The 12,289-nt window shown below is 68.1% G+C and carries 9 protein-coding genes; 6 read left to right on the top strand and 3 right to left on the bottom strand.

All coding sequences use genetic code 11. From position 1 onward, the window contains the following. Positions 1 to 167: 167 nt before the first annotated feature. Together AC1RJ5_RS17865 and AC1RJ5_RS17860 are read right to left on the bottom strand one after the other, a co-directional pair. Positions 168 to 1,103, bottom strand: coding sequence for a hypothetical protein (locus AC1RJ5_RS17865; RefSeq protein WP_269572785.1), 936 nt, complete (start codon positions 1,101 to 1,103; stop codon positions 168 to 170). A 68-nt stretch (positions 1,104 to 1,171) separates the two neighbouring features. Further along, the gene (locus tag AC1RJ5_RS17860; RefSeq protein ID WP_493114840.1) at positions 1,172 to 2,452 is read right to left on the bottom strand and encodes an aldehyde dehydrogenase family protein; all 1,281 of its coding nucleotides are present in this window, start codon (positions 2,450 to 2,452) and stop codon (positions 1,172 to 1,174) included. A gap of 312 nt (positions 2,453 to 2,764) precedes the next feature. Between AC1RJ5_RS17860 and AC1RJ5_RS17855 the strand changes: the two genes are divergently transcribed. The 4 genes from AC1RJ5_RS17855 (at position 2,765) to AC1RJ5_RS17840 (ending at position 9,053) form a co-directional block, all read left to right on the top strand. Further along, positions 2,765 to 4,117: a UDP-glucose dehydrogenase family protein gene (locus AC1RJ5_RS17855; RefSeq protein ID WP_269572787.1), complete on the top strand. Its 1,353-nt coding sequence runs from the start codon at positions 2,765 to 2,767 to the stop codon at positions 4,115 to 4,117. Beyond that, on the top strand, positions 4,114 to 5,127 hold the full coding sequence (locus AC1RJ5_RS17850) for an NAD-dependent epimerase/dehydratase family protein (RefSeq protein WP_342249580.1): 1,014 nt from the start codon (positions 4,114 to 4,116) through the stop codon (positions 5,125 to 5,127). The genes AC1RJ5_RS17855 and AC1RJ5_RS17850 overlap by 4 nt, the downstream gene beginning before the upstream one ends. Before the next feature lie 37 nt (positions 5,128 to 5,164). Beyond that, positions 5,165 to 6,346: a glycosyltransferase family 4 protein gene (locus AC1RJ5_RS17845; protein WP_493114838.1), complete on the top strand. Its 1,182-nt coding sequence runs from the start codon at positions 5,165 to 5,167 to the stop codon at positions 6,344 to 6,346. Between the two features lie 520 nt (positions 6,347 to 6,866). Then, entirely contained in the window at positions 6,867 to 9,053 is a 2,187-nt protein-coding gene (locus tag AC1RJ5_RS17840) for a calcium-binding protein (RefSeq protein WP_493114836.1), read from the top strand. Between the two features lie 110 nt (positions 9,054 to 9,163). Here AC1RJ5_RS17840 and AC1RJ5_RS17835 read toward each other — a convergent pair whose 3' ends face one another. After that, complete coding sequence (locus tag AC1RJ5_RS17835; protein WP_493114834.1) at positions 9,164 to 10,333, bottom strand: acyltransferase family protein; 1,170 nt, start codon at positions 10,331 to 10,333, stop codon at positions 9,164 to 9,166. A gap of 198 nt (positions 10,334 to 10,531) precedes the next feature. On the opposite strand from AC1RJ5_RS17835, the gene AC1RJ5_RS17830 reads away from it, so the two are divergent. Both AC1RJ5_RS17830 and AC1RJ5_RS17825 read left to right on the top strand, forming a co-directional pair. Beyond that, positions 10,532 to 11,725 carry a glycosyltransferase gene (locus tag AC1RJ5_RS17830; RefSeq protein ID WP_493114832.1) on the top strand — a complete coding sequence of 398 codons (1,194 nt, stop codon included), beginning with the start codon at positions 10,532 to 10,534 and terminating at the stop codon, positions 11,723 to 11,725. Then, positions 11,722 to 12,285, top strand: a complete 564-nt coding sequence (locus tag AC1RJ5_RS17825; protein WP_269572793.1) for a polysaccharide biosynthesis/export family protein — start codon at positions 11,722 to 11,724, stop codon at positions 12,283 to 12,285. Before AC1RJ5_RS17830 ends, AC1RJ5_RS17825 begins: the two co-directional genes overlap by 4 nt. Positions 12,286 to 12,289: the final 4 nt, after the last annotated feature.

The following is a 12,289-nucleotide window of genomic DNA, read 5'->3' as shown; positions in this document are numbered from 1 at the left end:
AGCGCGCCCGGACCCCGTTTTAGAATTAGAATGCGCCTCTCGGCGCATTGCGGTGCCAGCCCGCTCACCCCCCCGGCCACCCAACGGCAGTATTCTATGGGTGGCCGGGTGGAGGAGCGGGCTGGTACCGCCTGGAAATGCGCTCTTTCGCGCACTTCCAAACAGACTCAGAGCTTCGGCGGAGCACCCGCAAAGGAGATCCCGCCAGGCACCGATCCCTTGCCGCGCGGGCGGACCAGCGGCGTGCCGGGCGGCACCTGGATGTCGTGCGAGCCGATGATGATGTGCGCGGGGCCGTCATGCACGTCGAAGATCGGCCATGCCTTGTCGCTCTTCACCGCCAGGTGCTCGATGCGGATCACGAGCGGCTCGCGCACGCCCTGCGCCGCCATGATCGCGAAATGATTGGTGTCCCCGATCCCGCCGATCTTCTGCGGATTCACGCTGGTCAGCCGCGTCGCCCGGATGCTCGACCACAGCCGGAAATTGCGCGCGTTGCGGCCGCTGGTGCAGTCGTCGAGCAGGGTCTCGCTCGATTTCAGGTCGAACCCGCCATCGCTGTTGTCCCAGGCCGCGCACTGCTTGAACACGAACCGCGCATTGCCGCGCTCGGTCGAGAAGCCGTCGCCGTTCCAATATTTGTTGTCGCCGCGCTTCCAGCGAAAGCCCCGCATCGTGCAGCGCTCGAGCCGGAAGTCATGCGCGGTGTCCTGGAAGCCAATGCCCACTGGCAGATCATGCGCGCCTGTGGTGAGCGTGCCGCTGGCGGTCACGTCCTCGATCACCCCGTCATGGCTGGCATAGCGGATACGGGCGAAGCTGCGACGCAGATCGGCCGCCCTGGCTCCGCGCACGCGCAGCCCCACGCAATCGGCACCCGCCGCGCGCGGGACGGAGCTATTCTCGATCACCCGGTAGCCGCCCGCCACTTCGATGTCGGCGATCCGTACGCCGCGCACCGAGTCGCGGATCACGAACAGCCCGTTGCCGACATCGCGGGCATGCACGCCGCGATAGGTCGCGCCGGAGCGCACGACATAGACCGGCTCGCCCTCGGCAGCGATCCGGACCGAAGGAGCGAAGCGAAGCGGCCTGTCGGTCATGCCCCCGGGCTAGTCGCGCGATGCGCGGCCCCGCCAGCCGGTTGCGATGCAGCGTGGCCCTGCCGGGCTCAGCGCAACGCAGGCTCGGCGCCGCCCAGTGCCTCGGCCTCGCGAACCGGAGAGCCGCCGGACCCAAGCCAGGACCGGCGGCAGGTCCGCCGCACCCGGCTGAACCGCCGGAACCCCGCTTCGGCCTCGCCGGCAGGCAACGGAATCTCCGGGGTGCCAGCCGAACCCCGTATTGCCGCGAGCATCTGTCCATCCGCGGCGAAGAGCGAAGACAAGGTCCCCTGCGCCACGCGCCGGCGTTCGGCCGCGTCCTGTCCCAGATAATAGAGCGCGGGTGCTGGCGGGAGGCGGTTCGTCCAGGCGATCGCGTCCTCGATCCGCGCATAGTTGCTGAGCGGCAGGATCGGCCCGGCGATCTCCTCGCGCATCACGCGCATGTCCGGTGTTGCGTGGCGGACGATGTGCAGCGGCATGCCCGCGCCACGCGGCTCCGCGCTCATCACCTCGCCGCCTCGCGCGCGCGCGTCCTCCAACAGAGCCGCCAGCCGGTCGGATGCCTCGGCCGAAAGCGGCGGCGCCTGGTCGGCTCCCGGCTGCATCGCCCCGCGCCACAGCCAGGCAGCGATCGCTTCCCCCTGCTCTGCCGGCACCAGCATATAGTCGGGTGCAAGCAACGCCCGACCGCCGTCGAACCGCCTGGCCGCAATCACCTCGCCGGCCGCCCGCGGGAATTTCGCCGACCGCCCGAGGATAACCGCCGATTTGCCCGTCCGCGCCGGAAGTGCGCCCGCCGCCTCTCCTGCCGGCTCGCCCGAGACCAACAGGTCAAGTCCGGCCTCATCCGCGTCTTCGGGCATCACCGCCAGTTCGCGCGGATCGAAATATCGGGGGGCCAGTTCGCGCAGCAGCGCATCCAGATGCGACGAAGCGGCGTCCAGCCGCAGCATCACGCGATTTCCTGCCGCCAGTGCGCCGGCGAGCAGGCAGGCGGTTCGCATCAGCGGCAGCGCGGCCGGCGCCATGATGCCGACCACGCCGACCGGCTGATATTCCAGCCTGTCACCGCCTGGCCACAGCCGGCCGAGCAACCCGCGCCCGGCCTCGGGCCGTATCCAGTTCGCCACCTGTTGCCGGGCCTCGCCCAGGACACGCAGCCCCGGCACCACCTCGTCGCGCATCGCCGACTCGGCATCCTGGGCCGCCTGGTCGCGCATGAGTGATTCGGCCATTCCCCGGGCATTCTGCTCTAGCATCAGCGCGGCGCGGCGCAGCCGGTCGCGGCGAACGGCCGGCGAAACCGGCAACTCGGCGAAAAACGCCGCCCGTTGCGCTTCGAGCATCCTCAATCTTCCCACGGCTTGTCGCAGATGATCCTACTCTGCCGCCAATGCGTGGCAAGATCAGGCCGAAGCGTTTGCGACCGGCGGAGCCGAATTGCCTTGCCCTCGTTCTAGTGCAGGCGCGAGCCATTCGTTGCGAATTCGCAATATTTGTGCGGCGCAGCGTAATTTAGCCCCAAAATGACGCCCGGTTCATTTCGCCGCCGATTTCCCTCAGCTCAAAGCTGGCAAGTTGACGACACGAGCGCGCAAGAAGAGTGTTCGCACACGCAAAAGAAAACTTGCGTCTCCGCGTACAGGGAGCAGTGCGTAATGCGTATCGTGATGATCGGGTCCGGCTATGTCGGGCTGGTTTCGGGCGCGTGCTTTGCCGATTTCGGCCATCACGTGACCTGCGTCGACAAGGACGCGAACAAGATCGCCCGCCTCAAGGCCGGCGGCATCCCCATCTATGAGCCGGGGCTGGACGAGCTGGTCGCGCGCAATGTCGCGGCGGGCAATTTGTCCTTCACCACCGAGCTTTCCGAAGCGGTCGGCACCGCCGATGTCGTGTTCATCGCGGTCGGCACCCCCAGCCGGCGCGGCGACGGCCATGCCGACCTCTCCTATGTCCACGGCGCCGCCCGCGAGATCGCCGGCGCGCTTAACGGCTTCACCGTGATCGTCACCAAGTCGACCGTGCCTGTCGGCACCGGCGACGAAGTCGAGCGGATCATCCGCGAGTGCAATCCCGTCGCCGAGTTCGCCGTCGCCTCGAACCCCGAGTTCCTGCGCGAAGGCGCCGCGATCGAGGACTTCAAGCGCCCCGACCGCGTGGTGATCGGCATCGAGGACGAGCGCGCCCGCGCGCCGCTCGAGGAAGTCTATCGCCCGCTCTCGCTCAACCGGGCGCCGATACTTTTCACCCGGCGCCGCACCAGCGAGCTGACCAAATACGCCGCCAACGCGTTCCTCGCGATGAAGATCACCTACATCAACGAGATCGCCGAGCTGTGCGAGCGCGTCGGCGCCGATGTCCAGGAAGTCGCGCGCGGCATCGGGCTCGACAACCGGATCGGCTCCAAGTTCCTCAATGCCGGCCCCGGCTATGGCGGTTCCTGCTTCCCCAAGGACACGCTGGCGCTGATGAAGACGTCGCAGGATTACGAGACGCCGCTGCGGCTGATCGAGGCGACGATCGCGGTCAATGACCAGCGCAAGCGCGCCATGGGCCGCAAGGTGCTGAACGCGATTGCGGGCCCGGTGCGCGGCCGCACGGTCGCGGTGCTCGGCCTCACCTTCAAGCCCAATACCGACGACATGCGCGACGCCCCGTCGATCGCGATCATCCAGGCGCTGCAGGATGCCGGCGCGAAGGTCCGCGCCTATGATCCCGAGGGCATGGCCGCGTCCGAAGCGGTGCTGAACAATGTCGACTATGCAGGCTCCGCCTATGAAGCGGCGGAAGGTGCGGCGGCGACGGTGATCGTCACCGAATGGGATGCGTTTCGCGCCCTCGACCTCAAGCGCCTCGCCGGGATCATGGCCGATCCGCTGCTGGTCGATCTCAGGAACATCTACCCGCCCGCCCGGGCGGAGGAAGCGGGCCTGCGCTATGTCAGCGTCGGCCGGCCGGGCAAGTTGGAGGAGGATGCCGAGACCTCTAACGAGAGGCAGGCAGCGTGACGGTCGGCGGCCCCGTCCTCGTGACGGGCGCCGCTGGCTTCATCGGCCATGCGGTGTCCGAGCGGCTGCTGGCGCGCGGCGAGCGCGTGATTGGCCTCGACAATTTCACCGACTATTACGACGTCGCGCTCAAGGAAGCGCGGGTCGCCCGGCTGGTCGACAATTTCGACTTCCGGCTGGTCCGCGGCGACATCGCCAGCCCGGAGCTGCTTGCCGAGCTGGTGGCGGGCAATGGCGTCCGGCGCATCGTCCATCTCGCCGCCCAGGCAGGGGTGCGCTACAGCATCGAGAACCCCTTCGCCTATGAGCACAGCAACCTGAAGGGCCACCTCGCGGTGCTCGAGGCGGCGCGGCAGGCGGGCAATGTCGAGCATCTCGTCTATGCCTCGTCGAGCTCGGTCTATGGCGAGCGCCCGCTTGGCGGTAGCGGCTTCCGCGAGGACGAGCCCTGCACCGCGCCGGTCTCGCTCTATGCGGCAACGAAGCGAAGCTGCGAGCTGATGAGCCAGAGCTATGCCACGCTCTACGGCCTCAGGATGAGCGGCCTGCGCTTCTTCACGGTCTACGGCCCCTGGGGCCGGCCCGACATGGCCTATTTCGGCTTCGCCCAGAAGATCCTGCTCGGCCAGCCGATCGAGGTCTATGGCGAGGGCAGAATGGCGCGCGACTTCACCTATATCGACGACATCGTCGACGGAGTGGTCGGCGTGCTCGACAAGCCCCCGGCGGATGGCGAGCATCGCCTCCTCAACATCGGTGACTGCAATCCGGTCGGCCTGATGGACATGATCGCGACGCTCGAGCGCGCGCTCGGCCGCCAGGCGGTCAAGCTGATGCGCCCGATGCAGCCGGGCGACGTGACCGCGACCTATGCCGACATCTCGGCGATCCGCGATCTCACCGGATACAGCCCCAAGGTCGCGCTCGAACAGGGCATCGAGCGGTTCGTCGACTGGTATCTGAGTGAAATAGAACAGGGTGGAAGAGGACCGATGGCAGCGGTGGCCTGAGCCGGGAAAACCGGCCGGGCGTGTATGGAGTAAGAACATGCTGCAACGGACAAGCACGCCTGCGGGCGACGCCCCCATGATCTGCGTGACCGGGTTGCGCGGCTTCCCGCACGTGATGGGCGGGATCGAGAGCCATTGCGAGGAGCTGCTGCCGCGAATCAAGGCGCTGTGGCCCGATCACCGCTCGGTGGTGCTCGGCCGAGCGCCCTATCTGCCCGCCGCACATAACGAGCATCGCGGAGTCGAGATCATCGGCATCCCCTGCCCGCGCTCCCAGCATCTCGAAGCGATCGTCTCGACCTTCCTCGCGGTGCTCTCCGCCCGCAAGCGCGGCGCGGACCTGGTCCATATCCACGCGATCGGCCCCGGCCTGCTCGCGCCCTTTGCCCGCCTGCTCGGCCTCAAGGTAATCGTGACGCATCACGGCACCGATTATCACCGCGCCAAATGGGGCAAGGTCGCGCGCACCGCGCTGCGCGCGGGCGAATGGCTCGCGCTCAACTTCGCCGACCGGGTGATCGCCGTCTCGCCGTCGCTGGCGACCCAGCTCAAGCGCCAGTTCCCGGCGCGCGCGCAGCGGATCAGCTATATTCCCAACGGCACTTCGGACCTGCCCGGCGATGCCGATCCCGATCTGGTGCTGGAGCGGATCGGGGTGGAGCGCGGCGGCTACCTGCTCGCCGTCGCCCGGCTGGTCCCCGAAAAGGGCCTGCACGACCTGATCGACGCCTTGCACGCCTCCAGGTCCACCACCAGGCTGGTCATCGCCGGTGCCGCGGATCATGAAAGCGACTATGCCCGCGAACTCATGGCCCGCGCCGGCGACCGGGTGATCTTCGCCGGAGTCCAGTCGCGCGCGACGCTCAAATGCCTCTATGAGAATTGCGCCTTGTTCGTGATGCCCAGCCATCATGAAGGGCTGCCGATCGCCGCGCTCGAAGCCGCAAGCTGCGGCGCGCCCATGCTGCTCAGCGACATCCCCGCCAATCTCGACATCGGCCTGGAACCGCGAAACTATTTCCCGGTCGGCGATGTCGCCGCGCTCACCGAGTTGCTCGATACCGACCGCGCCGCCTTCCGGATCGACAGCGACACCGTCCGCGCCCGCTTCAGCTGGGATCGCGCGGCCGAGGACACGCTGGCAGTCTATCGCAGCGCGCTTGCCCCGGGGCGGGCAAAGTCGCGGGCATCCGGCCTGCCGGGGACGGTGGAAGGCTGAACCTATACTCCTCTCCCTGGAAGGGAGGGGCCGGGGGTGGGTGGAGGCTTGGCGATACGGAAAGCCTTGCGCACACTTCGCCGTATCGCGTGCAAGAACCCACCCCTAACCCCTCCCTTTCAGGGAGGGGAACGGGATCATCCGAGCCGAGCCATCACCTCCGCCCGATCCGCCGCATCGATCTTCCCCGAAATCTCAATCCCAGCAACGCCCGCCACGGCATGCGCGATCGCCGGCCGCCAGGCATCCCCGCGCCACGCCCAGCTCCGTACCCGCCAGCGCCCATCTCCGTCGGCATCGATCGCCAGTGGCGGCCTTCCGGCGACCTCACTCGCCGGCTCCCGTGCAGTGCATGCACTTCCCGCTGCAAGTCCCGCAATCGAAACGATAAGTCCGCGACGGTCCATCGCAACAACCTCTCCGGCAATCAGCATAATCCGCGCTTAACCATGCTGCGACGCAACACGGAAGCGATCTTGATCGATGTTAGCCGGGCCAAGAACAGCAAGGGATCGCTGCCATGCCTAGCCTGTACATCTCGCCAGCCGGATCCGGAGACAAAAGCGGCCGGGACATCAACAACGCAGCGTCGATCGGTTCGCTCAACACGCTGATCGGAAAAGCCGGCCCCGGCGGCGAAGTGCTGCTCGTCGCCGACCAGGGCGACTACAACGTCACCGGCATCCTCGGCATCACGCGCGGCGGCACCGACGGCAATCCGGTGACCGTGCGCGGGATCGATTCCACCGGTAACCCGATGCAGGCCCAGTTCGCCGGATCGCGCCCCGAAAACTGGCAGGCGGGCGATGTCGCCGGCAACGAGTTGTTCAAGCTCGGCACCGGCGCGAACAACCTGGTGTTCCGCGACCTCCAGATCGACAATGTCGGCACCGCCTTCCGCGTCACTGCGGACCTCAGCAACCTGCGGATCGAGGGCGTCGATGCCAACAATGTCCGCCGCTTCTTCGAGGATTATTCCAGTGCCGCCTCGGGCACCGCGACGATCACCGGCCTGACGCTGCGCGACATCGATGTGCTGGGCTTCTCCAAGACCGCGATCCGCCTCCAGTACGACACCAGCAACGTCCTGATCGACAATGTCCGCGCCGACATGGCCGGGCAACTCGGGGATGACCTGCCCGCCGGTGTCCATCTCGACGGCACCGTCCACAACGTCACGCTCAACCAGGTCGTGATGGAGAATGTCCAGAGCACCGCCGGCGCCTATTACAATGGCGACGGCTTCGCCACCGAGCGCGGCGCCTATGACATCCGCTTCATCGATACCGAAGCGCGCGGCAACAGCGATGGCGGCTATGACCTCAAGTCGAACGGCACCGTGCTGGTCCGCGCGCTCAGCGAGGAGAATGGCCGCAACTATCGGCTATGGGGCGAGGCAACGCTGATCGACCCGGTCGGGCTCAACCCGGTGCTGCGCGGCGGCATCTCCGAGCAGAACCAGCTCTGGCTCGATACCGCCGCCAATGTCACCGTGATCGGCGGCCGCTTCGACGATGCCGGCTCGCGCACCAAGGTGATCTCGTCGAGCGGCAAGCTGATGCTCCGCGGTACCGAGATCACCCATTCGGAGCTGGCGACCCTCGCGACCCAGGCCAGCCTCCCGGGCCTCGGCGGCGCCAACACGATCCGCGAGACGCTGACCGTGGACCAGGGCAGCGCCTCCCCGGGCGCGACTTCCTATATCGCGCTGCTCCCGCTCCCTGCGACCGCCACCGCCGATGCGATGACGGGCGGCACGGGCGACGACATCTTCCTGGTCGACAACACGGGCGACCGGATCACGGAGGCGGCGGGCGCCGGCCTCGATCGCGTCGAGACCACGCTCGCCGGCTACACGCTCGCCGCCAATATCGAGGACCTGATCCGCCGCGGCGCTGCCGACTTCACCGGCAGCGGCAATGCCCTCGCCAATTCGATGATCGGCGGCGCGGGCAGCGACACGCTTTCCGGCCTCGACGGCAATGACATGATAGCCGGCAACACCGGTGCCGATACGCTCACCGGCGGCAACGGCGAAGACCTGCTCCAGGGCCAGGCCGGCGCCGACAGCCTGCTCGGCGGCTGGCAATCGGATACGCTGATCGGCGGCACCGGCGCGGACCGGCTGGTCGGCGACCAGGAATGGCTGAGCAGCCAGGGCGCCAACGACCAGCTCGACGGCGGCGACGATGCCGATCTGCTGATCGGCGACGCGACCAACCTCTATGCCAGCGGCAAGGGCGGCAACGACCGGCTGGTCGGCGGCGCCGGCGACGATATCCTGATCGGCGACGGCGACGTGATGAAGGACGACGCCCGGGGCGGCGCCGACACGCTCGAGGGCGGCGACGGCAATGACTGGCTCTATGGCGATGGCCGCGACATGAGCGGCAACGTTACCGGCGGCGCCGACAAGCTCTATGGCGGCCCCGGCCCCGATCACCTGATCGGCGGCGGCGGCAACGACCTGCTCGTCGGCGGTGCCGGCGCCGACTGGTTCGTCTTCGCCCCCGGCTCGGGCAGCGACGAGATCAGCGACTTCGCGTCGAGCGAGGGCGACCATATCGATCTCAGCGCCTTCGACATTGCCTATGAGCAGCTGAGCTTCGCCGGCAGCGCGGACGGCATCCGCGTCGGCATCGGCACCGACACCATCTTCGTCCGCGGCGCCCAGAGCCTGAGCCCCAGCGACTTCGTGTTCGGGTAGTGCTCCGGCATCCGTCACCCCGGCCTTGGCCGGGGTCCCGTTACATCAGGACTTGCCGGGCGGAAGCGCCCCCCGGGTCGAGCCCCGGGGTGACAAGGAACGCAAGGTCATCAGGGCGCCGCCAGTTCCTCCGGCACGGTCTGCCGGGCCCGGCCGGAACTGCCCGTCACGCGCCGGATCACGGCCTTGCCCAGCTTCTGCCCGGGCAGCTCGACCAGCTTGTAGGTGACGAACGCCAGCGCATAGGTCAGCGGCACCACCACCGCCCCGGTCAGCACGAAGCGCCCGAGCGCGCCCAGCCCGGTGCCGAAGCGCCCGATCACCGCCGCCGCCACCGGCTGCAGGATCAGCAGGTGGATCAGATAGGTGCCGTAGCTGAGCTCGCCCAGCCAGTGGAACGGCTTGCTGCCGAGCAGCTTCGCCACCCCGTCGATCGGGCCCAGCCGCCGCAGATGCACCAGCGCGAAGAAGCCGAGCACCACGCCCTCGCGCACCACGAAGTGCAGCACGTCCTGATCGCCGCCGATCGGGATCGCCGCCAGCAGCACCGCCGCGGCCAGGTGCAGCCAGATCCGCTTGCCCGGTCCGGCGTCGGCGGCGATCAGCATGCCGCACAGGAACAGGTGCAGCTTGAGTGGCAGGAAGCTCGGCATCGGCCAGTCGAGCCCGATCGCCCCCGCCGCCAGTGCCAGCGCCACGCCGATGCCTGCCGCGATCAGCGCCGCCGGCACCCAGCCCGCCCGCCGGGCCAGCAGCACCAGGAAGGGGAAGGCCGCGTAGAATTGCATCTCGAGCCCCAGGCTCCAGTCGGGCAGCGGGGTACGGAAGGCATAGTCGGGCAGCAGGCCGAACACGAAGCTCAGATGCGCCGTGACATTGGCCAGGCTTGCGTCGGTATAGCGCTCGGCCGGCTGGAGACCCTGGCCGAGGAAGCTGTCGATCGCCACCCGGCTCTCATAGATGGCCGGGCCCGCGATCAGCGCCGCCGCCAGCGTCACATAGAAGAGCGGCGCCAGCCGGAAGAAGCGCCGCGCCCAGAAGCTCGCCCAGGTGCCGGGCGTGTTCCAGTCCTCGCTGCCGGCGCGTAGCTGATACTGGAACACCATCAGGAAGCCCGAGAGCAGGATGAACAGGTCCACGCCCAGATCGGGCTTGCTCAGCAGCGGCAGCCGGAAGCCGGTGAGGATCATCATGTGCCCGATCAGCACCCAGAGCGCTGCCAGCCCGCGCAACCCGTCAAGGCATTCGACCCGGCGGATACCGCCTTGTTCCAGGCCCATCGCGCACCTTTCGTGTCGTTCGTCGATGTCCGCTGATGACCCGCATGACGGGCCAAGACCACCTCGCGGCGGCCCCTAATCGGCCAGTTGCCCCGCCCGGGCGGCAGGGCGGTGCGCAGCGTGGTGCAATGCAGCAAATCGCCGTGGTACGCCTTGTTGCAAGGGGGCCGTATTTCGCGCGAAAGCGAGCGAGGGACGATGCCGAACAACAAGCGAATAGTATTCGCGATCAATTCACTCGCCGGCGGTGGTGCCGAGCGCGTGCTCACGACTTTGCTCGGTGGCTCCGCACCGTGGCGCAACCGTTACGATATTCACCTGGCACTGCTCGACGATGAGGAGCGTGCCTATAGCGTGCCCGATTGGGTGCAGGTGCATCAGCTCGATGCCCGGCATAAATTGCTGCCCAGCCTCACCCAGCTGCGCGGGCTGCTCGGCCGGCTCCAGCCCGATGCGACGCTCAGCTTCCTCACGCGCGCCAATGTCGCCAATGCCTGGGCGATGGCCGGGCGCGGCAGGCCCTGGCTGATCAGCGAGCGGGTCAACACCAGTGCCCATCTCGGCAGCAACGCCTCGGCCCATGCCGCCCGGGCGATGGTCCGCTTCGCCTATCCCCGCGCCGCCCATGTCATCGCGGTATCGGAAGGGGTGGTCGACGATCTCGCCGACAATTTCGGCGTCCGCCGCGCCCGCATGTCGGCGATCGCCAACCCGGTCGATCATGACGCGATCGCCCGGCTCGCCGCCGAGGAACCAGCCTTCGTCCCCAGCGGTCCCTATATCGTCGCCGCCGGCCGGCTGGTGCCCAACAAGAATTTCGCCCTGCTGCTGCGTGCCTATGCCCGGGCCGACCTGCCGGAGCGGCTGCTGATCCTCGGCGAGGGACCGGAGCGCACCGCGCTCGCCACGCTCGCCGCCTCGCTCGGCATCGCCGACCGGGTCGACATGCCGGGCTTCATCGCCAATCCCTATGCGCTGCTCGCCCGCGCCCGCGCCTATGCGATGCCCTCCAATGCCGAGGGTTTCCCCAATGGCCTGGTCGAGGCGATGGCCTGCGGCGTGCCGGTGGTCGCCACCAACTGCGCCTCCGGCCCGTCCGAGATTCTGGCGAACAGCCCCCGGCATGCGATCAATGCCGGGATCGATGTCGAGGCCGGGGCATTGGTTCCCACCGATGACGTCAATGCCTTTGCCGCGGCCCTGCGCCGGGTGCTGTCCGAGCCGCGCCGCACTGCCTGTGGCGCTGCCGCCCGCGCACGCTCGCTCGATTACGGCGTCGAACGGGCCGCGACAAACTACTGGGACCGGATCGAGGCCGCGCTCGCCGCGCCGCCCGCCCCAGCGCCCAGCCTCAACGACAATGTACGTCTGCGTCAGGGAGTAACCTCATGAAGTGGCACATGCAGATCGCGCTGGCGGGGGCGCTTGCGATGCTTGCCGGCTGCGCCGGCCAGACCCCGCTTGCCGGCACCGGTGCGCCGCCGCCGGCCTCCGCCGCCTTCACCCTGTCGCCCGGCGACAAGGTGAAAGTCGCCACCTATGGCGAAGTCGCGCTCAGCGGCGATTTCGAAGTGACGCCGGCAGGCACCATCGCCTTCCCGCTGATCGGCGAGGTCAAGGCGGCCGGCCTTGAGCCGGACCAGCTCTCCAAGGCGATCGAGACCCAGCTTCGCGAAGGCTATCTGCTCCAGCCCAAGGTCTCGGTGCAGGTCGCCAGCTTCCGCCCGGTCTATATCCTGGGCGAAGTCAACAAGCCGGGTGAGTATCCCTATACCCAGGGCCTCACCATCCGTGGCGCCGTCGCCAAGGCGGACGGCTTCACCTACCGGGCAAACGAGAAGCGCGTCTTCCTCAAGCGATCGGGCGAGCCCGGCGAGCGCGCCTATCCGCTCACCGCAGATTTCGCCGTGCTGCCCGGTGACACGATCCGATTCGGGGAGCGCTATTTCTGATGGA

The organism is Sphingomonas sp. GW822-FHT03G08 (genome assembly GCF_058801135.1).
The sequence above is the reverse complement of the archived record's forward strand: the minus strand, read 5'-3'. Positions and strand labels throughout refer to the sequence as shown.